Here is a 26224-nt window from a genome sequence, read left to right on the forward strand (position 1 = left end):
CATGTAACATATTCCAAAACGCGATTTTTGTTATATCGTGACTTCGTTTTTCTTTTTGCTAAACTCCATTCTGCGTCAAATAAAAATACTAATAATAAGTCAATAACGTTCTGCTTATCTTATACTCAGTACTCGCGACAGGAGATTAATAATGGCAATTGATTACGCATTGACCGCACAGGAAATTATTAAATATATTGGCGGTGATAATAATGTGATTACTGTCACACATTGTGCGACACGTTTACGTTTTATATTGAAAGATAATAAAATTGTCGACAAAGAACGGTTAAATCGCGTTAAGGGTGTCATTACCGTGATTGAAGCCGGTGGGCAAATGCAGGTGGTGATCGGTAATCACGTCGGCGATGCCTATAGGCACGTTACCGATTTGATTAATATCGATGAAAGCGCCCCAGTTGCTGCGCCCAAGGTGGGTATTGTTAGCCGCCTGATGGATATCATCTCCAGTATCTTCGCCCCCTTTCTTTATCCGTTGGCTGCCTGCGGTATCTTGCAGGGGATTATCTCCTTTCTTGCCGCGATCGGCTGGATGGATGCGGCGAGCGGAACCTACCGTATTCTGAATTTTGTTTCGTGGACCGGTTTTACATTCTTGCCGGTGATGGTGGCCTTTACCGCCGCGAAAAAATTCAATGTTAATCCCTTTACCGCCGTTATTACTGCCTGTGCGCTGATCAGCCCCGATTATATGAATATGCTGACGGCCAATAAAATCACTACGGTGAATTCAGCGGACCCAACTGTTCAGCAACTGATGCATGAAGCTGTGAATAATCCACAGGTCGCCCATATTCTGAACACCATTGCCGGTATTCCGTTGTCATCTCCGACCTTGGATTTCTTCGGCATTCCCGTGCAATACCTGAGTTATACCGCCTCGGTTATCCCGATCATTTTGATGGTCTGGGCAATGTCTTATGTGCAGCGATTCTTCGAACGCATCTTACCGATGGTGGTGCGTAACCTGTTCACCCCGATGTTCTGTATCGCCATTATGGTGCCACTAACACTGCTGGTTTTCGGCCCGATCGGTAACCTGATTGGGGGGGCCATTGGTGGTGTTTACAATACGCTTTACAACCTTAGCCCAGCCATTGCAGGCTTTATGGTCGGGGCCTTCTGGCAGCCATTGGTCACCTTGGGTGTTCATTGGGGGATTACGCCAGTCACGGTCGGCAACTACGCGACACTGGGTTATGACACCTTTACCGGCCTGCAAGCCTCCGCGGTCTTTGCCATGGCGGGCACCATGTTTGGCGTTTACTTAAAAACCCGTAACCGCGAAATGAAAGGTATTTCACTGTCGGCAGGTATCACGGCATTGTTCGGGATTACCGAACCGGCAATTTACGGCGTAGCGTTACGGTTGAAAAAACCGTTCTTGTGCAGTTGTGCCGCGGGTGGGATCGGCGGGGCGATTGCCGGTTCATTTAATGCCGTGTCGTGGAGTTACTGCTTACCGGGTATTGCGGTACTGCCGGTCTTCTTTAAAGAAGGGCATATGACACAGTTCCTCGGATTCCTGCTGTCTATCACAGTGGCATTCGTCTTAGGTGCCGTTTTCACCTGGTTAGTTGGTTTTACTGATGAGCCAGAGAGCACGGAGCAAAGCACCAAAGCACCTGAAATGCCGATGGCTCAGGCGCAGATGAATCAGGGCTAAAATCGATTTCATCCTCAGGCGGGTAATGACCCGCCGTTGATTACCATTTTCAGGGCGTATGGTTGCCTGTAGCACTAAGGGAGAAAGTTATGAGTCACAAACAATTACCGAAAGATTTCTTATGGGGCGGCGCAGTCGCCGCACATCAGGTTGAAGGCGGCTGGGATAAAGGCGGCAAAGGCGTGAGTATCGCCGATGTGCTTTCCGGCGGGTCGCACGGGGTTGATCGGGTGATGACCGATGGCGTGCAGGAGGGTTATCGCTATCCAAACCATGAAGCCGTTGATTTTTATGGTCATTACAAAGAAGACATCGCGTTATTTGCTGAGATGGGCTTTAAGTGTTTCCGCACCTCCATTGCCTGGACGCGCATCTTCCCGAACGGTGATGAGCAGCAACCGAATGAAGCGGGTCTGCAATTCTACGACGACATGTTTGATGAATTACTGAAATACGGCATCGAACCGGTGATCACTTTATCTCACTTCGAGATGCCGTGGCATTTGGTTAAAGAGTACGGTGGCTGGAAAAATCGCCAAGTGGTCGACTTCTTCGTGAAATTCAGCGAAGTGGTCATGGAGCGCTATAAGGGCAAAGTTAAATATTGGATGACCTTCAACGAGATCAATAACCAACGCAACTGGAAATATCCACTGTTCGGTTATTGCTGCTCGGGCGTGATATTCACTGAGCAAGAAAACCCAGAAGAAACCATGTACCAAGTGCTGCATCACCAGTTTGTTGCCAGTGCCAAAGTGGTAAAACTCGGTCATGCCATCAATCCGGAGTTTAAAATTGGCTGTATGGTCGCGATGGTGCCGCTGTATCCTTTCTCCTGCCATCCAGATGACATGATGTACTCCGTCGAAGCTATGCGTGAGCGTTATCTATTCGGTGACGTCCATATGCGCGGTTACTACCCGTCATATATCCTGAATGAGTGGGAACGCCGTGGATTCACTATCCATATGGAAGAGGGCGATCTTGAGGCTCTGCGTGAGGGTTGTGCAGACTACATGGGGCTGAGCTATTACATGAGTAACGCCGTCTCTGCGGTTAATCCGGGCAGTGGTAACTCACTTTCTGGCTTTGAAGGCAGCGTCCCTAACCCACACGTCAAAGCATCTGACTGGGGATGGCAGATTGATCCGGTTGGTTTGCGTTATTCACTGAGTGTATTGTATGAACGCTATCAAAAGCCGTTATTTATTGTTGAAAATGGTTTTGGTGCGATCGATAAAGTGGCCGACGACGGTATGGTCCATGACGATTACCGCATAGCTTATCTGAAAGCGCATATTGAACAGATGAAGAAAGCGGTATTTGAAGATGGCGTTGATTTAATGGGATACACCCCATGGGGCTGCATTGATTGTGTGTCATTCACCACCGGTGAATACAGCAAACGTTATGGTTTTATCTATGTGGATAAAAACGATGACGGCACCGGCACTATGGCGCGTTCACGTAAATTAAGTTTTGACTGGTATAAGAAGGTTATTTCCAGCAACGGTGAAGCGCTTTAAATCGAAAGGTTGAGTCATGTGTCATTCCTCTTTTTAAATACTTTAGCGGAATGACACAGAATTTCTAATACTCCCATCCGACGACTTCAACCAATACTTACGATTGCTGGAAAAACTGACTGTCGAGATAGTTCTCAATGCTGAATTGACAGTTCATCGTGTAGTCCCTCCGGTTTTTAGTACCATCGACAATTTTTTTATCTGCGCAATCAACAACTACGGTCGTGCCGTTTGGCAAAATCGGCTCCATCTTATTCCCATTGTTTGGAAAACAAAGGACACTCTCTCTGAACGCCCATGAAACAATAATTCTTGGGCTAATCTACTGCTTCATAAGTTATCGCCATTTTACTGCGGAATTATTATGTTCACTAAGTTTGGGCTACTTTTTTATCGTGGTGATATTGCAGGATTAGTGCAGTTAAATCGTCAGCTAATGATAACTATTTATTCACCTCATTCACCAACCAAGGCGACTTTGTACTCCAGAAAATAATGTCGGCACCGAGATAGTTTTCAGCGAACTCGACAAACTCAGCTTTGCTAAATGGCTTGCCGGTATTTTGGTTGGTGTAGGTCAACGTCGGTTCTTGCACCGCCATGGCGACAAGCGGTAGCTTATTCTTATATTTGTTAAAGTACTGATAGGAGTTCTTCATTTGCTCCTTGCGGTTGGGAACGATATCTGGACCGCCGAGGCCGATATTATGAGCGCTGGCAAATTTGAATAACCGCCCCATATAATTGTGGTCATTGTTCCATTCGCACGGCCAGAAATTCACATATTGCACTAGGTGTGATTTTGGGAAAACCTTTCGCGCAAAGGCAAGATTTTCCATTTCGCTGGTGAAATATTTCTCGCAGGAAAACCCTTTAGGCAGCTTCTTCTTATCCAAGTCAATGGCGGTTTCGGGGAGGTTTACACCGTAGACTCGACCATCAAAACGCTTTGCAAGTGCAGCCAATAGAGCTTGATAACGTTGGCGCACGGCAGGATTCCACTGCTGTGCCACCCAGCCGTGACCGATAGGTTTTCCCTCGCCCGGATTGTCGAATTGCGGCGATATACCCCCGTTATAGATCACATCATTCATAAGATAATCAGGAACGTACCGCGCTTCCTGCTCGAAAAACCGATCCTGAATCTGGATGAAAAGTTCTTTATTCATTGTGGTGAGGCGCGCTAGATCCTTCTCAATCTGCGAGAAGTCGTATTTGCCCTTTTCGGGTTCGAGCGAACGCCAATTGTAGACGATCTGCGCACCACATATATCGCTACGCTCCAAAATAGCGGATGCTGCTTCGAGGCCGCCGGAGCTGGTATAGACGAAGTTCTCTGGTGTTTTAGCGAAGGCTGGTAATGTCGCAGCAAACAGTGTGGCCGCGAGGGTAAGTCTAAATGTGATGGTCATGATGTCTCCCTTGTTGGGTTTCGGTGATGGTTGACCAAAGCAATTAGCTAGCCTCTTTTTATGCGTGAAACAACCCGATAGGACATTAATTCAGGAGTCAGGTGCGGGGCATTATGGTCGTTTAATTGCTTAGATAAGTATGCAATGAAAATGACGGTTTCTTTCTAAGGTGTTTACCTTATTTACTGTTGCCAGATCTCACAGACAAAAATGCCTTTAATAGATTGGTTTTTGTATAGATATTGAGTCGGCGTGATCGCTTCACAAATCCTTGCTTTACTGCGGAATTATCATGATCACTGAATTGGGATGGCTTTTCTTATAGCGGTGATATTGCAGGATTAGCGCGGCTAAATCGTCATCAACCGCGTAGAAATAGGCTTCGGGAACATCTAGCACTTCTGCAAATTGGTGCACAAGTTTAAAATTTGGTTCGTTAATCTCCCTTTCATACTGACTAACGCGAGAACTGGCGGATTCTTCATCAATACCCGCACGATGCCCTAATTCTGCTTGAGTCAGCAGTGCATTTACCCTTGCTAATCTTAATCGTTTACCTATCACACAACCACCTGACTATCATTCCCTTGGTGACTGATTATCTCTTTTTATTACAGTTTCAACTTAAAGGATTTCTTTCTTTATAAAAGAAAATCTTTAATTAAGGTTGTTTTTTAACCTATATTCAAGTAATACTTGAATTCCCACAGGATGACTTGATAAGGAGTGTCTATGAAATCTAACCGACAAATTCAGAAAGAAGATTGGCACGCCGCAGATATTCTGTCTGCCTTGAAGAAGCGGGGTAAGAGCTTGTCTGGTGTTTCCAGAGCTGCGGGGCTGTCATCTGCTACTTTGACTAATGCACTGAAGCGCCCTTGGCCAAAAGGGGAGTGGTTGATTGCAGATGCTCTGGAGATCCATCCCGCCGAGATCTGGCCGAGTCGCTATTATGATGGCGATGGGAGGCTTATTGATCGCAAGAAAAGAATCAGAGGGAAGCAGTCGGAGTAATGTGAATATTGTTTTGCACATCAATACATAAATCGATGCTGTTTCAGTATTTCCGTGCGGATGGGCTCCCATCGACGTGAAACTGCATGTCATCTAGACCGATAGCAGCTATTAGACGGCATATTAGGTTATGTCCTGTGCGCTAATTTTTACATCGGTACTAACAATTAATCCCTCTCATCTCGTTGATCTGCTGGTTAAATAGGGATCTTCCTCTGTTGCGGTGACGTGTTTGCACATCAAACTCATTGAATATAACATCGGGGTGCACATACCTTTCTTTGGGATTTTGAATATGCCTAAGTTCTACTGGATCCTATGCGGTGTCATACTTGTTGTCGGGGTGAGTATCGCGCTAATAAGTGCTGAATGGCCAGGGTTAGTCTTTTCCGGTGATCCCGAAAGCGGTGAAATGCCGTTAGAATTCGGCGCTGGCCTTGGCCTCGCTTTTTTGGCTATCGTCGGTTTTGTCGGCGGTTTGATAGCAAAAATCGTATTAACTCTGCTGAGAAAGTGACACAAGTAAGCCGTTTTGAGAGTGAATTATTATTGTGGACAATAAGTTGATGAGAGTAAAGGGAAGGGCACATGAGAAAGAGTAGCCAAAAAGAGTTAGCCCAGATGGGGCTTCAGATGTTACAAACGGGTAAAGATCGCCGCGAGGTAAAACGCTTTTTTACCGCGCACCGAATGAAGGCTCGTCTGGCGGTGGCGCTGTTGTGCAAGCAAGAGATGGTATTCATTAGAGCCGAGCAGCCGCGGCGTCAGTAACTGAAGTGATAGAGGGATGTGGTTTGAGTTAGAGGCGCGTTATAAGCCGGTATGCGATGACCGGTTTATAGGTACAGAGTTGATATCAGTGAGGAACCCGACTAGTAATCATCCCCAGCATCTTTCGCTGCCGAGCGAATAACTAACCAAGCCAACAGGCTAACAACCGCTAAAACTGCGATAACAATCAGTAATATTTTCAAATGCAGATACCTTTCTTTGAAGCCTGGATAATTCTCACCGCAATACGGGCCGCAATCAAGTCGTATCTGACTTTCATATCAATATAGTTAAAGATTGATTTTGTGAGAAATCATGTCGCTATAAATAATAGTCGCCATGAGTTAAAACTCCATATGATTTTTTATCTTGCGACTTATTAGTATTATCAAATTTTTCTTTAAATTCGGGAGAGGATAATCTCTCTCCCGCACGGTAATCCTTGGCATACACAATGTTGATTGATATAAACAAGGCGATAAAAATCCCCTTTTTTCTAAAGGGCATAAGATCTTCAATCAATAGAATAGTGAGGTGAATAATCCGATATCGTAATACTCACGTCTGCATTAATTGCTCATCCCAGAATTCCGCCTTCTCTACTACGTCAGCAAGGACACTCTGAATATCCCCCTGCATATAGCCGGCTAACATAATGCATTTATAGGCTGAAAGTGCGCGCCCGTTGCCCGGTAATACGCCAATACCAATACCACCGCAGAAGGGCTGAATGGCACTTTCGGCAAATAGGGTCAGGAAATCGGCTGAAACATGTTCTGGAAGTTCATTTCGGGTAGTGACAGAGAGACATAAACTCATCTCGCTATAATTACGGTATAAGGATAATAGCAGGGCAGGCTCCTCTACACTAAGCTTCAATTCACACTGCAAGATATTGTCCCTATCGAAGTTAAAGCCTTCAATATTCAGTTCATGACAAATTTGTTCAAAGATATCCATTAGGGTTCCTTATTAAGACGCCCTTATTGGCGCAGTGATTAAAATTAACGTGAATGGTTGTTATTAAATTTATTCATCAATGGTTAGGACCAGGATGACAAGTTCTTATTTTTTACTCTTTCTTGAATTTTATTTTTTAGCTCCGAGTTGAGTGGCTTATTTTTCTCAGTCTCAGTCGTGCTGCCAGGACTACTTGGCATGGTTGTCTTTTGTTTCTTTGGTGGCAATGGAGGGGGGAGGATTTTGTGAGAAATAAGAGCGTTCGCATAGATGGACCGATCAAAAACGTTCTCATAGATGGGATCATCAGTAACTTTCTTATCAATGGGTTTATCGAGCTGCGGACCCGGTAGTCGTTCATCTCGTTTCAGCAATGGGCGACCCTGCTTCTTAGCCAGTAATGCCACCATCAGCAATTGCCTTGGGGTTTGAACCATATGCTCATTTCGTTGTTCGCGCATCGTGGTGACGATACTCTCTACGCTCTTTCCATCAGTAGGGTTGAGAAGCATATGGCGGATGGCAATGAGCACCGCGGTACGACCAGCACCTGCATTACAGTGAACAAATGGCACGCCTTCTGATTTTGCGTATTTTTCTATTATTTTGACTAAATTTTCTAACTGTTTATTATCTATTACGCTATGGTCTACCCAGTTTGGGACTCGTATCACTGGGATTTTAACCTCCTTCTTTGTCTTTGTGTTGATAATGGTTAACTGATAACGCTCAATGCCATCTTTCGAAGATTTCTCGCGAGTCACCTCAGTCTTTATATTGTATTTGGATAAATCTATCTTCGTCTTCGTTTTCGGCTCATCCGGCTTGAAATAGGGTATCAGCTTGCGCTTTATTAGGTCATCGTCATTATTCAGCACGACAAGGCAAGATGTCGGTTCTTTCTTATTCGGCGCATCGCCCATAAGCATTTTCAGAAGAGTTGCAACCTGTTGTTCATCTTTGGGGTGTGAGCCTGCATGGATGGTATTGTTCTCACTGAGGGTTATTTTATTGGCGTTAAGTTGCGGATCGAGTGAAGTTTTTATCCTCGCTCGTATATTTATGAATTTCCCTATATTAGGGGGAAGGAAAGCAGTATCGGAAGGGCCTTTTGGAGCCTGTTTGGCTTGGTTTGCTTGTAGTGTGTTGTGTAGTTCAACAAAATTCTTTTGAAATTTGGGATCGCTGATAAGTATCTTGTCTGATAGTGATAAATTGTCTAACTTGTCCAACATACCTGACTTATCTAACTTCTCTAACTTCTTTAACCTCTCTAACTTATTTAACTTCTTTGAGTTACCTAACTTATTTTCATTAATACATTCTAATAATTCGGTCGTAAGAACCAACTGAGGGTTTTTCTCTATATTTTGAACTATAGCCTGTTGAAGTAATGATGCTCGAGATTCGCCCCTCATAAATCTAAACATGCGACCAAGGGGATCATCAAACATCTGCCACTGAGTAGACTCTTGGTGCTTAACAGAAATAGTTCCCTCAGGGGTAGTCGATACAATATAAGTACGATCCTTGATCTTCGTAGTTAATAAATCCCCATCTTTTGTTTCTGTTAACGTCTGAAAGGTAATTTCATCTATAGCCTTTGTTATGGTGTGGCTAATACTTGTCATATAGTATCCTCTTAAAAAATAATGGAGTGCCATATGATGAATTCAATTACGTGCTGATTCTTTTAAAAAGCGATGTTTTTTGTAGAGTTACTGAGAAAGAATAGTCATCACTGCGCTGAATACATGACCGCTAAACTAATCCCTTGAATTTATGGGCAATCCTTAATTAATTATCTTTTATGAAGATCCAGTGGCTTACAAGAAATTCTTATTTTCTGGCTTCACAGGCGTGTTCTCATAAATTATACTGTATGTATATACAGATAATTATGGGTGTGGATGATGATTTTTTACCCGCTCTCTCCGCTGCGTGAGATCGTCCCAATTCCGTTGTTTAACGAGAGAATTCCTGCGGGTTTCCCCAGCCCAGCGGCGGATTACATCGAGCGGCCACTGGATCTGAATGAGTTGTGCATCGCTCACCCAGCGGCGACTTACTTTGTGCGCGTATCAGGCCATTCGATGACGGGGGCGGGGATCTATGATGGCTCACTGCTGGTGGTCGATCGCAGCGTCACGCCACAACATGGCGACATTATTATTGCGGCTGTCGGCGGTGAGTTCACGGTGAAAAAACTGTGCTTACAACCTGTCGTTCAGCTTGAAGCAATGAACCCAGACTACGCACCCATCATTTTGAGTGATGGCGGGGACGAGCTAGAAACATTCGGTGTGGTGCGCTATGTCATTAATGAGGCTGCGCATGTTTGCCCTCGCTGACGTCAACTCTTTTACGCATCCTGTGAGTCTGTATTCCGGCCGGACTTACAGGGGAAGCCGATAGTTGTCCTTTCAAATAACGATGGCTGTGTAATCGCCCGGAGCCGCGAAGCCAAATTGCTCGGCATTAAAATGGGCGAGCCCTACTTCAAAATGCGCAATCTGATCCAGCAGCAGGGTGTGATGACCTTCAGCAGTAATTATGAGCTCTACGCTGACATGTCCAATCGCGTGATGACCGTGCTGGAAGCCATGTCACCGACGATGGAAATATATTCCATCGATGAAGCCTTCTTGCACCTGTCTGGGGTCAATCATTGCATGAGTTTGGATCAGTTTGGCCGTGATGTTCGCCAGCGGGTATTGCAGTGGACCGGACTGACGGTGGGGGTCGGTATTGCCCAAACGAAAACACTGGCAAAGCTGGCGAACCATGCGGCGAAGCTGTGGAGTAAAACTGGCGGTGTGCTGGATTTATCGGATCCGATCAGACAGCGAAAATTGCTCGCAATAACCCCAGTGCAGGATATCTGGGGCATTGGTCGCCGCATGGGCAAACAGCTGAATCTGCTTGGCATCACCACGGCATTACAGCTGGCAGAAGCCCCTTCGCCGTTTGTGCGTAAAAACTTCAATGTGGTGTTAGAACGCACCGTCCGGGAACTTAACGGCGAGCAGTGCCTCGAGCCGGAAGAGTTCGCCCCAACCAAGCAACAGATTGTTTGCAGCCGCTCCTTTGGTGAGCGGGTCACCCGTTATCAGGACATGCGCGAGGCTATCTGCGAGTATGCCGCGCGCGCGGCTGAAAAGCTCCGTGGCGAGCATCAATACTGCCGACACATATCCGCTTTCATCAAAACCAGCCCTTTTGCGCCCAATGAGCCTTACTACGGCAATATTGTGAGCACCAAACTTCACATCCCGACCCAAGACTCGCGGGACATTATCGCGGCGGCATTAAATTGTCTTGATGTGATATGGAAAGAGGGCTACCGCTATCAAAAGGGCGGGGTGATGCTGGGGGACTTTTATAGTCAGGGCATCGCTCAATTGGGGTTGTTTGATGATAACCAGCCCAAGATTAACAGCTCAGCACTGATGGCTGTTCTGGATGATATCAATCGATCGGGGAAGGGGAAGGTGTGGTTTGCTGGGCAGGGTATCCAAAAGGCGTGGCAGATGAAGCGAGAGATGTTATCACCTGCGTATACGACTCGCTGGGCGGAGTTACCGGTTGCCAGATGATGGCCGTTACCCTGAGCTATTTCGCCATGGGCAGAGCATCGATATAGAGACGCAGCACTGAATAGACGTATTGAGCCTTAGCAGCCAAATATTGCCGGAGTTTTTCCCTTGGGTTTCACACCACAGCCACACCAACCAAATTCCACAAACAAAAAAACCAACCCTAACGGATTGGTTTTCTTGAGGATATTTGGTCGGCATGAAAGGATTTGAACCTTCGACCCCCGACACCCCATGACGGTGCGCTACCAAGCTGCGCTACATGCCGATGCTGCGGCTTTTATACTACATTTTACCGTTGCTAATGCAAGGCTTGGCAAAACAACCGTCTGTTTTTTGAGCGTCGAGTGTTCTATTTTTAGAACTAGTTCGCAATAAAACGTTTTATATCAGTCAGCACTTGCAATAACAGTGGGAGCTGTGGTTTTTCATCTTTGATTTCATTACCTTGCTCATCATAAGTACGATATTCACCGTTATTATTCAATACAACCGTATGTGTTGGCGTCGTAATCACCAGCGTGCCATTGTCGCCCGTCGCCACCCAGTTATTATTACGTTGTGCGGCGAATAAATCTTCTCCTTGCGAGTAGTCTTCTGATGCCGTTTTGACATGTAACAACCGCTGCATCAGTGTCGTCATGACGTCTTCATGATTGGTCAGTTTATTCACGGTCTGTGCAGGTGTTCCCGGCCAGTGAACCACTAAAGGTACTTGCAGCTGTTGACGATTAAAGCGACTACCCGCACCCCAAGTATTATTGCCGCTGTCATTAAATTCGACACCATGGGCCGCAGTAATAATCACCACGGTTTTATCGAGCTGCCCACTCTGCTTCAGGGTATCCAGAATCGTAGCAATCTGCTGATCCACATCTCTCGCGCCAGCTTGATAATTCTGGATAAAATTAGTCGGCAGTGCCGCTTTCTTCCCGGTAACGGGATCTTGCGCTTCTGTTGATCCGTTCAGATTTATGTATGAGAACCAAGGCGCGTTGCTTTTTGGTGTAGATAGCCATTGTTGCCATTGTGCAGTGGTTTCGCTGTCTGTTTGCCCCACTGGCGCAGGCAACGTGAAATCGGCTAACAGTGCCTGACGATAGAGCGGCGATTCAAAGCCATCGGATGAGAACAGGCCGAATTGATAACCCTGCGCACTCAATGCTGTCATAAATGCAGATGGCTCACGGGCAGAGAGAATGCCGTCTAAGTAGGTTGGCGATATGCCATAAAATAGGCCAAACAAGCCGGTATCCTGACGGTTACCCGAGCTGTAGTGGCGATCAAATTGGATGTTTGAACGGCCAAACTCTGCCAGTGCAGGCATATCTTTTTGCAGGCTACTGACGCGAATACCGTCAACCACAATCAATAGCAGGTTATAACCGCTGCCTTTATCGCTGAAAGTAATCGGGCTTAGCGGGTATTCAACCGCCAGCGCGTCTGGCGTGCCTTGTTCCATCAGGCGGCGCTGATACTCTTGCTGATCGAGCAGACCGTGTTTCTCAAGGAATTTACGGGCAGTCATCGGGTAGGAGAGTGGCAGGTTCGCTCGCTGCATACTGATTGGGCGGTAGAAGTTGGCATCAGCCCAGATATACATCAGATGCGAGGCAAAGAAGGCGGAAATAAATACCACCACCAGTGGTTTAACAAAGCGCTGCCGGTTAAGGCTGCGCAGTTTTTGCCAGGCCCAAGTGCCAAAAAGCATCTCGACCAGAAAAATGACCGGCACTGAAATAAACATCAGTTGCCAATCGCGCGCTAGCTCTGTTTGGTCCGGGTTAATCACTAACTCCCACACTACCGAATTAAGGTGTAAATGGAAGCGGGTAAAGACCTCGGTATCCACCAATAGCAGGGTCAAACCCGCAGTAGCAAAGGCGGCGGAAAGAAAACGGAGTAGCCGTTGTGACATCACCACAAAGGTAAGGGGGAATATCACTAGCAGGTAGGCGGCAAAAACGATAAAGCTAAAGTGCCCAAGCCAGCTAACGAGGGCATAGATACGGCCAATCAGCGACGAGGGCCAATCGGAGACAAACAAATAGCGACTACCCAGCACCAGGCTGAACAGAATATTAAACAGGGCGAACCAGTGCCCCCAGCTGATCATCTGGGAGACTTTTTCACGATAGCGCTGACGATTTGTCACCATATTGAGATTGCAGTCTTGGCCGATAAATTAATGAGCTTTATCTTCACGTACCGAAGCCTGAAGAGCCTCAGCGAAAGAACGTGCCAATACTTTGCGTTGCGCAGGGGCAATGCTGGTATTGATCAGATTTGTTACCATATTTCCCAACACCATCAATGAAAGGTCAGTCGGGGTACGATGTTTTTCCAGTACGCAGACCAATTCAGACAGTAGTTGTTCAACGTGTTCGTCACTATAACGGGATGATTGTGCCATAAAAATTGTACTCAACACCTGACAAAGTCCCACATCTTACCGTATAGAGACGCGCTTTTCCGCTATTTTATAGCATTAAGAATCATTAGCCATTAATTGAGGGGCGTCATCGCTTTTGGGTTGCAGCTCTCAGGTATCAGTGATTGAATACGCCCCTAGCCAAAAGGAGTATTTATCATGAGTCTGGATATCGACCAGATTGCCTTACATCAGCTTATTAAGCGTGATGAACAAACGCTTGATGTGGTGTTACGCGATTCCCTGTTACCTGCCAATGCTGTCGTTGAAGAGATGATGGCTGAGCTGCATCGTGTTTACAGCGCTAAAAACAAAGCTTACGGTGTGTTTAATGAGCAAAGTGAGCTGGCAGATGCACTGAAACGATGCCGTAAGGGTGATGAAGACTTCCTCAGTTTTAGTCGTGCGGCGACCGGACGTTTACGTGACGAGTTAGCCAAGTATCCGTTTGCTGAAGGTGGTGTGGTGCTGTTTTGCCAATACCGTTATTTGGCAACAGAGTATTTGCTGATCTCGGTGCTAAGCAGCTGTAATAGCATGCGAGTGAATGAGCAGCTTGATCTGAGCACGACCCACTATCTCGATATCAATCGTGCTGATATTGTCGCCCGTATTGATTTGACCGAGTGGGAGAATAGTCCAGAATCGACCCGTTACCTGACCTTCCTGAAAGGGCGGATCGGGCGAAAAGTATCTGATTTCTTCATGGATTTTCTGTCAGCAGCCGAAGGGCTGGATACCAAAGCGCAAAACCGTGGTTTATTACAAGCGGTCGACGACTATTGCGCGGATGCTGCGTTAGGCAAAAATGAGCGTCAGGCATACCGTCAGCAGGTGTATAGCTATTGCAATGAGCAATTGCAGTCTGGCGAAGAGATTGCTTTGCAGGAGTTGGCTCAAGAGCTGCCGAAGTTCGGCGAAAAAGATTTCCAGCAATTTACGGCTGAGCAGGGTTATGCCTTGGAAGAGAGCTTCCCAGCGGATCGTGGCACGTTGCGTCAGTTGACCAAGTTTGCGGGCAGTGGCGGTGGGTTGAGTATCAATTTTGATGCATTGCTGCTGGGTGAGCGTATTTTCTGGGATGCGGCGACGGATACACTGACCATTAAAGGCACACCACCGAACTTGCGTGACCAGTTGCAGCGCAATTCAGGTAAGTAGCCACAAATTGTACTGTGACGTTATTCAGCCAATAAAAAACGCCGCATAAGCGGCGTTTTTTATTTCGGCGTCCCGAATATCGAAAGCGACGCGATTAAACGCGAACGAAGTCGATATGAGTCAGTTTTGGCTTGAAAGCGTGACGCTGAACAGCCTGTACTTTAACTTTGGTTTCTTTACCGTCGATAACCAGAGTCAGTACGGAATCATAAAAGCCCGGTTTCAGTTCAAGGTTCTTGGTGGTGTCATGGTCAAGAGCAATAGAAATAGCTGCTTCTGTGCCACCGTAAACGATTGCCGGGAATTTATTTGCTGCACGCAGGCGGCGGCTCGCACCCTTACCCTGGTCGTTACGTACTTCTACTTTGATAGTGGTCATTTTGTTTTCTCTTAAGAAATTTACCCTGCTACAGGCGACCCAGCAACAGGTTCGATACTCGGCTTTGATTGGGTAAACCCAGAGCAAAGCGGGCGACATTCTAGCGAAATATCAGCCAGACAGCAAATAAAACTGCGAAAATCTCAGGCTAAATGCGGCTTAAGCAAGGGAATCAGCTCGGCGAAAACGGCCCTGATAATCAAATACCTTTTCCCTGATTTGCCACCATTGTCCACGCCGACGGGCAACGACAAAATCCGGATAACGTAACAGCGCTTGTTGCGCGATGATATCCGCTGCCGTTTGCCATTTGAGGGTAATACCCGGCGCGCGCTGATGGGGGCGCAGGAAAATTTGCTCAAATGCCATCCGCTGTGCAGCAGTGGTTAAGCGAAAGCGCTCGCTGGTATGGGTGCCGTCTTCGTCGTAATAGGTGATTTTCAGCCACTCGCCTTTAACGTCATGGCCGGCTTCCAGACTCATGCCGCCACAACGTAGCACCAGCGCATCTTTCAGTTTCAGCGCGGCTTTCAGCATGTCATCAGGGTCAACCAGCACTTCCTGACACTGGTGACAGCGGCGTGCGGCGATATCATTCTCTGCGCCACAATGGGGGCAGGATTTGAAGCGGAAACGGTAGTCACATTGCGCCCGCGCGCCTTGATCATCCTCAAACCAGCCCTGACAGCGGCGACCATAGTGCTCAATAATCTCGCCGGACTCAGTACATTTCCCCCAGAAGATATTGGCGAAGCCGCAATCTGGGCAAAAGACCTGCACTGGCTGACTGCCACTATGGGGTTTGCTCGTACCCACTTCGGGCGTGAACAGGTCGTGGGGATTACCGGCATAATCCAGTATCAAGCAATCCTCCTTACCCGGTGAGAGCCGCAAGCCTCGGCCCACGATCTGCTGATATAGACTGACCGATTCGGTGGGGCGCAGAATGGCAATCAGATCCACATGAGGTGCATCAAAGCCGGTGGTCAGCACCGCCACATTCACCAGATAGCGCAGTTGTTGCTGCTTAAATGCGCTGATGAGTGCATCCCGCTCGGCGGGGGGAGTGCCAGCACTCACTAACGCGGCCTCACCTTTGGGCAACAATCCGTACACTTCTTTGGCGTGCTCGACGGTGGCGGCAAAAATCATCACCCCGCGCCGTTGGGTGGCGTACTCCATTATTTGGCTAACGATATGCGGGGTGATGCGTTGTTGCTGTTTAAGCTCCCGATCGAGATCCGCTTCACGGAACATGCCGTCGCTGTTGCTGGTCAGGCGGCTGAAATCATATTGCACGACCGGCATATCCAGCCGCTCCGGTGGCACTAAAAAGCCGTGCTTAATCATGTAACGCAGCGGCAACTCATAGATACAATCGCGGAAAAGCGCTTTTTCATCACCACGGGTAATGCCGTGATAGTGGAATTGATAGATCCAGCCTTTGCCCAACCGATAGGGGGTCGCCGTCAGTCCCAACAGCCGTAGCCGTGGGTTAGTGGCGCGTAAATGCTGGATGATTTGCTGATACTGACTGTCATCTTCGTCACTGATACGATGGCACTCATCGATAATCAGCAGCGAAAAGGCGCTATCAAACAGTGGGAGATTGCGTGCCACAGACTGCACACTGCCAAATACCACTTTCCCTTCACTTTGGCGCTGCTGTAGCTCGGCGGCGAAGATATCGGCCTCTAAATCGTAGGCACAGTATTTGGCGTGATTCTGTGCCACCAGCTCTTTGACATGCGCCAAAACCAGCACGCGACCACGGGCCAGTTTCGCCAATTCGGCGATAACCAGGCTTTTACCCGCGCCGGTAGGCAAGACAATCACTGCCGGTTCGCTGTGACGACGAAAGTGGGCGAGGGTGGCGTCTACCGCTTCTTGCTGATAGGGGCGTAGCGTAAAAGCCATTAAAGCGCCTGCCCTGTGGGGGGATTTATCGCGCTTAACCCATTCACCATTTGCAACAATTTCCTGCATTGTATGAGTGACATTTATCTCTCCTCATAACGAAAAACTTTCTATTATTATGCCTGTCTGATGTGGCCGACGCGAGAGCCACGGGCTGTGATCAACGAGAAGCACAGGATGTGCACTGCATAAGCAGGGGATCCTTTCTCAATAACGTTTTTTTGAGTAACTGTTCCTAGGATGATATGACAACCGCCGCTATACTGATGAATCAAGTCGGTTAGGCAGCGAATGATTTTCCCCTATACAACTTTACTGCTTCATTCTTTCATACCGTATTATTAGCACTCTGTCGTCGTTGGCAGGTGTGATTGCGGGTATCGTGCCCGTCGGCACGACAATACAACAGGCAAAGTAGATTCAATGCGATTGGACAAGTTTTTATCTCAGCAATTAGGTGTCAGCCGGGCGTTGGTAGCGCGCGAGCTGCGGGCCAAACGGGTAACTATTGATGGCGAAGTGGTCAAAAGTGGTGCAATTAAGCTGACACCAGAGAACGACGTGAGATTCGATGGCAACCCACTACAGCAAACCCTTGGCCCACGTTACTTTATGCTGAACAAGCCGCAGGGTTATGTGTGTTCGACAGAAGACCCGGATCATCCTACCGTGCTCTATTTCCTTGATGAGCCAGTGGCTTACAAGCTGCATGCTGCTGGGCGGTTGGATATTGATACCACCGGATTAGTGCTGATGACCGATGATGGTCAGTGGTCGCACCGGATCACCTCTCCACGCCATCATTGCGAAAAAACCTATTTGGTGACGCTGGAACATCCGGTCGCGGAAGATACAGCGCAGCGATTTGCTGACGGCGTTCAGCTGCATAATGAAACCTCCCTGACCAAGCCCGCTCAACTCGACATTATCGAGCCGCAGTTAGTGCGCTTGACCCTCAGCGAGGGGCGCTATCATCAGGTAAAACGCATGTTTGGGGCTGTTGGCAATCGAGTATTAGAGCTGCACCGTGAACGCATTGGCGCGATGAAACTTGATGACGATTTGGCTCCCGGTGAATACCGTCCGCTCACGGCTGAAGAGATTGCCAGTGTAGGCGTTCCCCCTCTGTAATGGGTTTTCTGTTGTCGCGTGGGTGGGCTACTCCCACGCGGTCCGCAGTCGATATCACCTGCCGTAAGTTATTGAAGGAGTTGTTGAACGTGCATGCCAGTAACCAAAATGAAGCGCAGAACCGGACATCCCACTTTGGCTTAATCTTTATCCTGGGCTTGCTGTCGATGCTGATGCCGCTGGCGATCGATATGTATCTGCCGAGCATGCCTATTATTGCGCAGGAGTTTGGCGTCGAGAGTGGCGCGGTGCAGATGACGCTGAGTGCGTATGTGCTGGGGTTTGCTATCGGGCAGATGTTCTATGGGCCAATGGCCGACAGCATAGGGCGCAAACCGGTTATCTTCTGGGGTACGCTAATCTTTGCGCTGGCGGGAATGGCCTGTGCCATGGCGCAATCGATTGAGCAACTGATTAACTTGCGTTTCCTGCATGGCTTATCTGCCGCCGCCGCTAGTGTGGTGATTAATGCATTGATGCGCGACATGTTCACCAAAGATGATTTCTCCCGAATGATGTCTTTCGTGGTCTTGGTGATGACTATTGCGCCGCTGCTGGCGCCGATTATCGGTGGTGCACTGCTGGTGTGGTTTAGCTGGCATGCCATCTTCTGGACCATGGCGGGTGCCGCATTGATTGGTGCAATCTTAGTCGCGCTGTATATCAAAGAGACCCTGCCCAAAGAGAAGCGGCAAAGGTTTCATCTGCGCACGACTATTGGTAATTTCGCCACGCTATTCCGCCATAAGCGGGTGCTGTGCTATATGCTGGCCAGCGGCTTCTCGTTTGCTGGGATGTTCTCGTTCCTCAGTGCTGGTCCCTTCGTTTATATTGATCTAAACGGTGTTTCACCACAGAACTTTGGCTATTACTTTGCCCTGAATATCGTCTTTTTGTTCTTGATGACGCTGATTAATAGCCGCAATGTTCGCCGTTTTGGCGCACTGAAAATGTTCCGCTTTGGCATGCTGGTTCAATTCGTGATGGGCATCTGGCTGCTGGTGGTTTGCGCCACGGGGCTGGGATTCTGGGCATTGGTACTGGGGGTGGCGGCTTATGTCGGCTGTATCGCGATGATCACCTCGAATGCTATGGCGGTTATTCTGGATGATTTCCCGCATATGGCGGGGACGGCTTCTTCTCTGGCAGGGACTTTACGCTTTGGTATCGGTGCTGTGGTGGGAACGCTACTGTCGATGGCTCCCTCCCGTAGTGCCTGGCCGATGGTCAGCTCCATGGCATTTTGCATCATTGTCGCCATGTTGTTGTATCTCTATGCCAGTCGCCCGCACAAAGATACGGTGAAAAAAGCGTAGCCAGTAAAATGTGAAGGGTTGACGCCGCAGGGCGTTCCCCTTTACTGCCATCATGTACACCTAACATTGACATCCACAACTTACACCCAGCTTATCGATCCAATCCCGCCAATTATCTCCGTTGTCTACGCATTTATTTTGTTCAATATCGCCCTAATTGGGGTGAATAATCCTCAGTTATTTGCGCTTAATCAATATAGTAAGCATGCGTATCATTATTCGTTGCATAGTTATGTTTAGACTCATATTGTTAATTTATTTGAGTGATAATATAAAAAAGCGACAAATAGTTATCGAAAAGTTTTTATCAGATATTTCTGTCAATCAAATGGCAGCTAATAATCATTATTTTATATGTTTATCAATTAATTAGGATGGTTTTGTTACGCCAGTTTTACCTTTAATTGTTCATCGAATGTAAAATGTTGGCAGCGCTTAGGTAACTAGATTGCAATAAAAATGGTTGAGATGAGCGCCATAAAGGTATAAATATAACGAAAAGTGGGATCTAAATCTCAAACTGGCAATTTTAGCCTTAGCTGCAAGGGCTGAAAAAGCGTAAAAACAGCACAAAAATAACATTGTTAGTTTTAAGTTTCTAAATTGTTATCAATGTTGTGTTTTGATGGAGTTTGAATCAGGCACAATGACAATTTAGCGGCTATAACTTTAGTGAGTGTGAGTCATTGTGGTGCCTTTGTAATTTTTGAATTTTATTTTGACTAGGAAAAACACGTGAATAATATCCAACTTTCGGTAGTACATCGTCTGCCGCAAAGTTACCGTTGGTTAACTGGGTTTATCGGGGTCAATGTTGAGCCGATCCCACTGACGGCGATAGACGATACCCAAAATGACCTTATGGGGCTGAAACTACTCAGTCACGATGGCAAGCATGCGCAGATTATCATGCAGCGACTCCACCTCTCGCTTCAAGAGATACAAGTGGACTCCGCGATTGTTGAATGGGAAGGTGAGCCTTGCCTCTTCGTTCATCGGCAGGATGAGAGTGCGGCTATGTGTCGCCTGAAAGATGTCGGTGTCGCCATCGCCGAAACCATGACGGCACTTTATCCCTTCTGATACGCCATTAAGCGTTCATCGGCGCTATTCGTCGGCCTTATTTATTCATCAATGATATCGTCGGCCCGACATGCTGGCGCTTTCTATGCCGACGCCGCTAGTCAGCAAATTTCAGCAACTGCTGTGTATATTGTTGTTTTGGCGCAGCAAATATCGCCTGACAGTCACCTTGCTCTATCACTTCCCCCTGCTTTAACACAATCACCTGATGGCATAATGAGCGAACGACTTGTAAGTCATGGCTGATAAACAGGTAGCTGAGCTGGTAACGCTGCTGGAGGGATTTGAGTAAGGCCAGAATTTGCGCCTGTACTGATTTATCCAGTGACGAGGTGGGCTCATCAAGGATCAGCAATTGAGGTTGCAGGATTAATGCCCGCGCGATGGCAATACGCTGGCGCTGCCCACCGGAAAATTCAGTCGGGTAACGATAGCGACTCACCGGATCCAGTCCCACCTCTTCCATCGCTTTAATCACCCGTTGTTCACGGTGTGCGGCGCTGAGTCTCTGATGAACTTCTAACCCTTCAGCGATGATCTGCTGAACATTCAGGCGCGGGTTGAGCGCCGAGTAAGGGTCTTGGAATACCACCTGAATGCGGCTGCGGTAGGGCAACATCTGTTTTGGGGTAAAACGGTGCAGCGGTTGGCCGTTAAACCAAATCTCACCTTTTGCTGGCAGCAAACGCAGCAATGCCAGCCCGGTGGTGCTTTTCCCTGATCCCGATTCCCCGACCAATCCCAGACTTTCACCGGGTCTTAGCTCAAAACTGAGATCTTTCAGTGCATAGTGGTGATCCACCGTCCGGCGTAATAAGCCACGCTTAATGGGGAATGCCACTTGCAGTCTTTTGACCTCAAGCAGCGGCGCGAGTCCTGCCGTCAGGGGCAAAGGATCGCCCTGTGGCTCGGCATCCAATAACTGGCGAGTGTAGGGGTGCTGTGGTGCACTGAACAGCGCCTGACGGCTATTCTGCTCTAGGATACGTCCTTCCCGCATCACGGCCACATTGTCCGCAAGTCGGCGGACAATATTCAGGTTATGAGTGATAAACAGCAAACTCATGCCCAATTCTTGCTTCAACTCTTTCAGCAAACTCAAAATCTGGGCCTGTACCGAGACATCCAGCGCGGTGGTTGGCTCATCGGCAATCAGCAATTTGGGTTGGGTCAAGACCGCCATCGCAATCATGACGCGCTGGCGTTCCCCGCCTGAAAGTTGATGGGGGAAATCAGCCAGTCGGCCTTTAGCATTACGAATGCCCACACGGTCGAGGCACTGAATGATCTCCGCTCTGGCCGCCTCTTGGCGCATACCGCGATGCAGTGACAACACTTCGGCCAACTGCTTCTCGATGGTGTGCAGCGGGTTGAGTGACACCATCGGCTCTTGAAAAATCATGGAGATCTGATTGCCGCGAATGCCACGCAGTATCGGTTCATCGGCATGGAGCAGTGATTGGCCTGCAAACAGAATATCGCCGCCAGAGTAGACCACCGGTGGCGAAGGCAGTAAGCGCAATATCGACAACGCCGTGACGCTCTTGCCTGAGCCAGATTCCCCTACCAGCGCCAGTGTTTCACCGCTATTGACTTGCAATGACACCTCGCTGACCACTTCACGGTCAACGCCCGCCTGGCGAAATGCCACGCTGAGATTTTGAATATCCAGGAGCGGGGAGGTCGCCATATCAGTACACCTTACTTGGGTCAAAGGCGTCACGTACAGCTTCGCCGATAAAGATCAACAGGGATAACAGCACCGCCAAGACCAGGAATGCCGTGATACCAAGCCAGGGCGCTTGAAGATTATTTTTGCCCTCCAATAACAGCCCACCTAAGGATGGTGACCCCATGGGTAAACCAAAACCGAGGAAGTCCAGTGAGGTGAGGGTGGTTATCGAGCCGCACAAAATGAAGGGCAGGAAGGTCAGTGTTGCCACCATCGCATTGGGCAACATATGACGCGACATAATTGTCCGGTCAGGTACCCCCATGGCCCGTGCCGCACGGATATAGTCATAATTACGGGTGCGCAGGAACTCTGCCCGCACCACGCCTACCAGTCCCATCCAGCCAAATAACACCGTGATGGCTAACAGCCACCAGAAATTGGGCTGCACGATGCTGGAGAGTAAAATGACTAAAAACAGTGTTGGCATACCCGACCAGACCTCAATAAACCGCTGGCCCCATAAGTCAACTCTGCCGCCGTAATAGCCTTGTATCGCCCCGGCACAGATGCCAATCACGCTGGAGAGTAGGGTCAGCGTCAGGCCAAATAACAGCGAAATACGGAATCCATAGATTACTTTGGTCAATACATCACCGCCGGTACTATCAGTGCCTAATAAATTGGTGCGACTGGGGGGTGAAGGGAAGGGGACATCGGTGGCAAAATTAATGGTGTTATTGCTAAAACGGATTGGTGCCCAAATAGCCCAACCATTATTTTTAATGCGGTTAAGCACATAGGGGTCTTGGTAGTCAGCGGCCGTGGTTAAAATCCCGCCAAAGGTAGATTCGCTGTAATTGACCATAAAGGGCAGGTAGATCTTGCCCTGATAGTTCACCAACAGCGGCTTGTCATTGGCTATCAACTCGGCAAACAAGCTGATAATAAATAGCGTCAGGAAGATCCACAGTGACCAGTAGCCACGACGATTCTGGCGAAAACGCGCCCAGCGGGCCTGATTAATTGCACTTAATTTTATCATTAGTGGCGACCCTCAAAATCAATCCGTGGGTCAACCAGGGTATAGGTGATATCGCTAATGATATTCAGCAGCAAACCAATCAGAGTGAAAATATAAAGGGTGCCAAACATCACTGGATAATCTCGCTGCAAAGTGGCTTCATAACCCAGCAGCCCTAAACCATTCAGTGAAAACATCACTTCAATCAACAGTGAGCCGGTGAAAAACATACTGATAAAGGTGGCTGGGAAACCGGCGATCACCAGCAACATGGCATTGCGGAACACATGGCGGTACAGGATCTTCTCTTCTGGCAGCCCTTTGGCCCGAGCTGTCACCACATATTGCTTACGAATCTCATCAAGGAAGGAGTTTTTTGTCAGCATGGTCAATGTGGCGAAGCCGCCAATCACGGTAGCCAATACGGGTAAGGTGATATGCCAAAGATAGTCGGTGATCTTGCCGTACCAGGGCAACGTGTCCCAGTTACTGGAGGTCAGCCCGCGTAACGGGAACAGATCGAAATAGCTGCCGCCGGAGAACAGCACCACCAGTAAAATAGCGAATAAAAATGAAGGGATAGCGTAACCGACAATAATTAAGGCGCTACTCCAGTTATCAAAGGCGCTGCCGTTGCGCACCGCTTTTCTAATCCCTAGGGGAATGGATACCAGATAAATTATCAGTGTGCTCCATAGCCCGAGTGAAATAGAGACCGGCAAACTATGCTTAATCAATGACATTACTGATTCGCCACGGAACAGGCTGTCGCCAAAATCAAAGCGCACGTAGCTCCACAGCATATCGAAATAGCGTTCGTGCAGCGGCTTATCAAAACCAAAGCGCTGCTTGATTTCGGCAATCACTTCCGGGTCTAACCCGCGTGAGCCGCGATAGTGACTGTCGCCCACTTGTGCCGCATTCAACCCGACTTTTGCGCCACCCAATCCACCATCACCCGCGCCTGTGCTATAGCCGCTGGTATGACCCAGTTCAATATTGGCGATGGCCTGATCAACGGGTCCACCGGGTGCAATTTGCACGATAAAAAAGTTGATAGTAATAATCGCCCACAAGGTGGGAATAATCAGCAATAGCCGCCGTAATAAATATGCGCCCACAACAGCCCCCTATTGGCGTTCTGTTGGCAGGCGAGCTGCCTTGTTGACATCAAACCACCAGCTATCAAATCCTAGCGAATAGGTGGGGCGTTCCGCTGGCATTGAGAACTTATCCCAATAGGCAAAGCGGCTATGGTTGGAGTACCACATTGGGATCATCAACTGGTTCCAGGTCAGTACCCGGTCAAGGGCGCGGCCCAGTGACAGCAGTGCCTCTGGCTGATCTTGATGTTTGATAATCTGGGCAATCAATTCATCAATGGCCGGATCTTTAATGCCAGGGGCGTTATAGGTGGAGTCGACATAAGCCGAGCCCCAGAATATTTGCAGATTGGGGCTGGGGTAGGGCATGGCCCCGTAAACGGTGGGGATCATGTCGTAATCCCGACTGCGCAGGCGGTTAACAAACTGAGAGCTGTCAACCTCGCGGATGGTCATAGTAATGCCCAAACGCTGCAAATTATGTTTGAACGGCTGAACATATTGGAAGTTACTGCCACTCAGCAGCAGCAATTCAAACTCAAAGGGTTTACCGGTTTTGCTGTTAACCAACTGCTGATTTTTGACTTCCCAGCCCGCTTCAATCAGTAATTCACGCGCTTTTAACAAATTATCCCGCGCGTCACCGCTGCCATCGGTGTGCGGCGGCTGATAGATTTGAGTGAACACTTCTGGCGGTATTTTGCCTTTAAGCGGGGCCAGCCAAGCCAATTCAGCGCTATCCGGATAACCTTTCGCGGCATAATCGGTGTTCTGGAAGAAGCTATTGGTACGTTGATAGCTATTGAAATAAAAAGCTTTATTCATCCAGTCAAAATCAAAAGCCAGTGTCAGCGCCTGGCGAACCCGTCGATCGCTAAAAATAGGGCGCTGGACATTAAATGCCAGCCAGCGGGTATTTTGCGCGGAGCTATCGACAATATCCTGCTTAATAATATAGTTTTTCGCAAAGTTGCCACTCACATATTGGGTCGCCCAGCTTTTCGGCGAGGTCTCTTCGCGGAAATCAAAAGCACCGGCTTTAAATGCCTCCAGCGCCACTTTATCGTCTAAATAGTAGTCATAACGGATAGAATCAAAATTATACTGACCCCGATTGACGGGTAAGTTAGCAGCCCAGTAATTTCGCACCCGCTCATAAGTAACAAACTGGCCCATCTTATATTTGCCAATTCGATAAGGGCCGCTACTGATGGGCGGTTTACTCAGCGGATCACTCAGCTTATGGTCTTTCCAGAAATGGGCGGGCATTACGGGCAAACCAAACAGGCCCAGCATTTTATCTTTATTGGGTTCGGGGAATTCAAAACGCACCGTCAGGCGGGAAATGGCTTTGACCTGCACACCTTTATAGACGATACGAAATTGCGGTACGCCTTCGGTCATGAATTTATTGAAGGTGAACGCGACATCTTGCGCGGTAATAGGGGTGTCATCATGAAAACGGGCGCGGGGATTGATATCAACTTCAATCCAATGGAAGTCTGGGGCAAAACGCGCTGACTCGGCAATTAACGGATAGTAGCTACCAATCTCATCGTCTGAAGTGCTAAATAGCGAGTCATATAGCCTTTCAGTGCGGATCGCTGCGTTGCCGCGTAAGGCATAGCGGTTGAAGTTATCAAAGGTGCCAATAGTGGCTAACGTAATATCGCCGCCTTTGGGGGCCGCCGGATTGACGTAATCGAAATGGCTAAAATCTGATGAATACTTAGGTTCGCCCAGTATGGCAAAAGAAGCACCTTCTTTAATAGTTTCAGCCTGTAGGCCAAAACTCAGGGCCGAAAGCGCCAAGGCAGCAAATAGGCGTAACAACATATTAGTGGTGATCTCCTGCATTTCATTCAGATAATAATAATCTTAAATGAAATTACCAGTTTGCAGGGGCGTAAAGCAAACATTAAGCCAATAATATCCATCGGAGTTTAAACTTCAGCGATGTGAGCCATGATTATTTGCCCAATCACTGGCCTGAGTTCGCTTATCGGACTGGGCTCGATGGTGTTTGACTGGCGTACCAGTG

22 protein-coding genes, 1 tRNA gene and 1 pseudogene are annotated in these 26224 nt (G+C 48.1%); 11 read left to right on the forward strand and 13 right to left on the reverse strand.

All coding sequences use genetic code 11. The features are described from left to right. The first annotated feature begins 151 nt into the window (after window positions 1-151). On the forward strand, window positions 152-1687 hold the full coding sequence (locus tag ACZ76_RS15910) for a PTS transporter subunit EIIC (protein ID WP_048619796.1): 1536 nt from the start codon (window positions 152-154) through the stop codon (window positions 1685-1687). 89 nt (window positions 1688-1776) lie between these two features. Then, a complete protein-coding gene (locus ACZ76_RS15915; RefSeq protein ID WP_048619797.1) occupies window positions 1777-3213 on the forward strand; it encodes a 6-phospho-beta-glucosidase in 1437 nt (478 codons plus the stop codon). Between the two features lie 443 nt (window positions 3214-3656). Here the strand turns inward: ACZ76_RS15915 and ACZ76_RS15920 are convergent, their stop codons facing one another. Continuing rightward, on the reverse strand, window positions 3657-4625 hold the full coding sequence (locus tag ACZ76_RS15920; protein WP_048619798.1) for a hypothetical protein: 969 nt from the start codon (window positions 4623-4625) through the stop codon (window positions 3657-3659). Window positions 4626-4901: 276 nt separating this feature from the next. Next, complete coding sequence (locus tag ACZ76_RS15925; RefSeq protein WP_048619799.1) at window positions 4902-5189, reverse strand: helix-turn-helix domain-containing protein; 288 nt, start codon at window positions 5187-5189, stop codon at window positions 4902-4904. Between the two features lie 168 nt (window positions 5190-5357). Here ACZ76_RS15925 and ACZ76_RS15930 point away from each other — a divergent pair, with 168 nt between their 5' ends. The 3 genes from ACZ76_RS15930 (at window position 5358) to ACZ76_RS15940 (ending at window position 6410) form a co-directional block, all read left to right on the forward strand. Then, window positions 5358-5639: a helix-turn-helix domain-containing protein gene (locus ACZ76_RS15930; protein WP_048619800.1), complete on the forward strand. Its 282-nt coding sequence runs from the start codon at window positions 5358-5360 to the stop codon at window positions 5637-5639. 295 nt (window positions 5640-5934) lie between these two features. Then, window positions 5935-6156: a hypothetical protein gene (locus ACZ76_RS15935; RefSeq protein ID WP_144413926.1), complete on the forward strand. Its 222-nt coding sequence runs from the start codon at window positions 5935-5937 to the stop codon at window positions 6154-6156. 71 nt (window positions 6157-6227) lie between these two features. Then, a complete protein-coding gene (locus ACZ76_RS15940; protein ID WP_048619802.1) occupies window positions 6228-6410 on the forward strand; it encodes a hypothetical protein in 183 nt (60 codons plus the stop codon). Between the two features lie 558 nt (window positions 6411-6968). Here ACZ76_RS15940 and ACZ76_RS15950 read toward each other — a convergent pair. Continuing rightward, complete coding sequence (locus ACZ76_RS15950; protein WP_048619804.1) at window positions 6969-7370, reverse strand: hypothetical protein; 402 nt, start codon at window positions 7368-7370, stop codon at window positions 6969-6971. Between the two features lie 83 nt (window positions 7371-7453). After that, window positions 7454-9001: a protein-tyrosine phosphatase family protein gene (locus tag ACZ76_RS15955; RefSeq protein ID WP_048619805.1), complete on the reverse strand. Its 1548-nt coding sequence runs from the start codon at window positions 8999-9001 to the stop codon at window positions 7454-7456. A 282-nt stretch (window positions 9002-9283) separates the two neighbouring features. Here ACZ76_RS15955 and umuD point away from each other — a divergent pair, with 282 nt between their 5' ends. Both umuD and umuC read left to right on the forward strand, forming a co-directional pair. After that, window positions 9284-9721 (forward strand): translesion error-prone DNA polymerase V autoproteolytic subunit, encoded by a 438-nt coding sequence (gene umuD, locus ACZ76_RS15960; protein WP_048619806.1) that lies wholly within the window; start codon window positions 9284-9286, stop codon window positions 9719-9721. After that, window positions 9705-10966: pseudogene (umuC, locus tag ACZ76_RS15965) on the forward strand (translesion error-prone DNA polymerase V subunit UmuC). Before umuD ends, umuC begins: the two are co-directional and overlap by 17 nt. A gap of 191 nt (window positions 10967-11157) precedes the next feature. On the opposite strand, the gene ACZ76_RS15970 reads toward umuC, so the two are convergent. The 3 genes from ACZ76_RS15970 to ACZ76_RS15980 form a co-directional block, all read right to left on the reverse strand. Beyond that, window positions 11158-11234, reverse strand: a tRNA-Pro gene (locus ACZ76_RS15970). Between the two features lie 96 nt (window positions 11235-11330). Then, on the reverse strand, window positions 11331-13124 hold the full coding sequence (gene yejM / locus ACZ76_RS15975) for an LPS biosynthesis-modulating metalloenzyme YejM (RefSeq protein WP_048619807.1): 1794 nt from the start codon (window positions 13122-13124) through the stop codon (window positions 11331-11333). 27 nt (window positions 13125-13151) lie between these two features. Continuing rightward, on the reverse strand, window positions 13152-13379 hold the full coding sequence (locus ACZ76_RS15980; RefSeq protein ID WP_005274427.1) for a YejL family protein: 228 nt from the start codon (window positions 13377-13379) through the stop codon (window positions 13152-13154). Between the two features lie 177 nt (window positions 13380-13556). Here ACZ76_RS15980 and yejK point away from each other — a divergent pair, with 177 nt between their 5' ends. Continuing rightward, a complete protein-coding gene (gene yejK / locus ACZ76_RS15985; protein ID WP_048619808.1) occupies window positions 13557-14558 on the forward strand; it encodes a nucleoid-associated protein YejK in 1002 nt (333 codons plus the stop codon). A 94-nt stretch (window positions 14559-14652) separates the two neighbouring features. Here the strand turns inward: yejK and rplY are convergent, their stop codons facing one another. Further along, window positions 14653-14937, reverse strand: a complete 285-nt coding sequence (gene rplY / locus ACZ76_RS15990) for a 50S ribosomal protein L25 (protein ID WP_005274435.1) — start codon at window positions 14935-14937, stop codon at window positions 14653-14655. A gap of 159 nt (window positions 14938-15096) precedes the next feature. Next, window positions 15097-16854 (reverse strand): DEAD/DEAH box helicase, encoded by a 1758-nt coding sequence (locus ACZ76_RS15995; protein WP_048620331.1) that lies wholly within the window; start codon window positions 16852-16854, stop codon window positions 15097-15099. A gap of 423 nt (window positions 16855-17277) precedes the next feature. Here ACZ76_RS15995 and rsuA point away from each other — a divergent pair, with 423 nt between their 5' ends. The 3 genes from rsuA (at window position 17278) to ACZ76_RS16010 (ending at window position 20384) form a co-directional block, all read left to right on the forward strand. Further along, window positions 17278-17985, forward strand: coding sequence for a 16S rRNA pseudouridine(516) synthase RsuA (gene rsuA / locus ACZ76_RS16000; RefSeq protein WP_048619809.1), 708 nt, complete (start codon window positions 17278-17280; stop codon window positions 17983-17985). Window positions 17986-18074: 89 nt separating this feature from the next. Then, window positions 18075-19301: a Bcr/CflA family multidrug efflux MFS transporter gene (locus ACZ76_RS16005; RefSeq protein ID WP_048620332.1), complete on the forward strand. Its 1227-nt coding sequence runs from the start codon at window positions 18075-18077 to the stop codon at window positions 19299-19301. A 735-nt stretch (window positions 19302-20036) separates the two neighbouring features. Next, window positions 20037-20384 (forward strand): YejG family protein, encoded by a 348-nt coding sequence (locus ACZ76_RS16010; RefSeq protein ID WP_048619811.1) that lies wholly within the window; start codon window positions 20037-20039, stop codon window positions 20382-20384. A gap of 97 nt (window positions 20385-20481) precedes the next feature. On the opposite strand, the gene yejF is transcribed toward ACZ76_RS16010, so the two are convergent. From yejF to ACZ76_RS16030, 4 genes are read right to left on the reverse strand one after another with little or no spacing between them, the layout of a single operon-like run. Further along, window positions 20482-22074, reverse strand: coding sequence for a microcin C ABC transporter ATP-binding protein YejF (gene yejF, locus ACZ76_RS16015; RefSeq protein ID WP_048619812.1), 1593 nt, complete (start codon window positions 22072-22074; stop codon window positions 20482-20484). A gap of 1 nt (window position 22075) precedes the next feature. Continuing rightward, entirely contained in the window at window positions 22076-23101 is a 1026-nt protein-coding gene (locus tag ACZ76_RS16020; RefSeq protein WP_048619813.1) for an ABC transporter permease, read from the reverse strand. Beyond that, a complete protein-coding gene (locus ACZ76_RS16025; RefSeq protein ID WP_048619814.1) occupies window positions 23101-24201 on the reverse strand; it encodes a microcin C ABC transporter permease YejB in 1101 nt (366 codons plus the stop codon). The genes ACZ76_RS16020 and ACZ76_RS16025 overlap by 1 nt, the downstream gene beginning before the upstream one ends. A 9-nt stretch (window positions 24202-24210) precedes the next feature. Next, window positions 24211-26019, reverse strand: coding sequence for an extracellular solute-binding protein (locus ACZ76_RS16030; protein ID WP_048619815.1), 1809 nt, complete (start codon window positions 26017-26019; stop codon window positions 24211-24213). Window positions 26020-26224 lie beyond the last annotated feature (205 nt).

This window comes from Yersinia aleksiciae (genome assembly GCF_001047675.1).
Taxonomy (GTDB): domain Bacteria; phylum Pseudomonadota; class Gammaproteobacteria; order Enterobacterales; family Enterobacteriaceae; genus Yersinia; species Yersinia aleksiciae.

What these genes read in the sequence shown, in the direction of transcription:
- ACZ76_RS15910 (WP_048619796.1), top strand. Translation starts at nt 152, where the DNA reads ATGGCAATTGATTACGCATTGACCGCACAGGAAATTATTAAATATATT.
- ACZ76_RS15915 (WP_048619797.1), top strand. Translation starts at nt 1,777, where the DNA reads ATGAGTCACAAACAATTACCGAAAGATTTCTTATGGGGCGGCGCAGTC.
- ACZ76_RS15920 (WP_048619798.1), bottom strand. Translation starts at nt 4,625, where the DNA reads ATGACCATCACATTTAGACTTACCCTCGCGGCCACACTGTTTGCTGCG.
- ACZ76_RS15930 (WP_048619800.1), top strand. Translation starts at nt 5,358, where the DNA reads ATGAAATCTAACCGACAAATTCAGAAAGAAGATTGGCACGCCGCAGAT.
- ACZ76_RS15935 (WP_144413926.1), top strand. Translation starts at nt 5,935, where the DNA reads ATGCCTAAGTTCTACTGGATCCTATGCGGTGTCATACTTGTTGTCGGG.
- ACZ76_RS15940 (WP_048619802.1), top strand. Translation starts at nt 6,228, where the DNA reads ATGAGAAAGAGTAGCCAAAAAGAGTTAGCCCAGATGGGGCTTCAGATG.
- ACZ76_RS15950 (WP_048619804.1), bottom strand. Translation starts at nt 7,370, where the DNA reads ATGGATATCTTTGAACAAATTTGTCATGAACTGAATATTGAAGGCTTT.
- ACZ76_RS15955 (WP_048619805.1), bottom strand. Translation starts at nt 9,001, where the DNA reads ATGACAAGTATTAGCCACACCATAACAAAGGCTATAGATGAAATTACC.
- umuD (WP_048619806.1), top strand. Translation starts at nt 9,284, where the DNA reads ATGATTTTTTACCCGCTCTCTCCGCTGCGTGAGATCGTCCCAATTCCG.
- yejM (WP_048619807.1), bottom strand. Translation starts at nt 13,124, where the DNA reads ATGGTGACAAATCGTCAGCGCTATCGTGAAAAAGTCTCCCAGATGATC.
- ACZ76_RS15980 (WP_005274427.1), bottom strand. Translation starts at nt 13,379, where the DNA reads ATGGCACAATCATCCCGTTATAGTGACGAACACGTTGAACAACTACTG.
- yejK (WP_048619808.1), top strand. Translation starts at nt 13,557, where the DNA reads ATGAGTCTGGATATCGACCAGATTGCCTTACATCAGCTTATTAAGCGT.
- rplY (WP_005274435.1), bottom strand. Translation starts at nt 14,937, where the DNA reads ATGACCACTATCAAAGTAGAAGTACGTAACGACCAGGGTAAGGGTGCG.
- ACZ76_RS15995 (WP_048620331.1), bottom strand. Translation starts at nt 16,854, where the DNA reads ATGGCTTTTACGCTACGCCCCTATCAGCAAGAAGCGGTAGACGCCACC.
- rsuA (WP_048619809.1), top strand. Translation starts at nt 17,278, where the DNA reads ATGCGATTGGACAAGTTTTTATCTCAGCAATTAGGTGTCAGCCGGGCG.
- yejF (WP_048619812.1), bottom strand. Translation starts at nt 22,074, where the DNA reads ATGGCGACCTCCCCGCTCCTGGATATTCAAAATCTCAGCGTGGCATTT.
- ACZ76_RS16020 (WP_048619813.1), bottom strand. Translation starts at nt 23,101, where the DNA reads ATGATAAAATTAAGTGCAATTAATCAGGCCCGCTGGGCGCGTTTTCGC.
- ACZ76_RS16030 (WP_048619815.1), bottom strand. Translation starts at nt 26,019, where the DNA reads ATGTTGTTACGCCTATTTGCTGCCTTGGCGCTTTCGGCCCTGAGTTTT.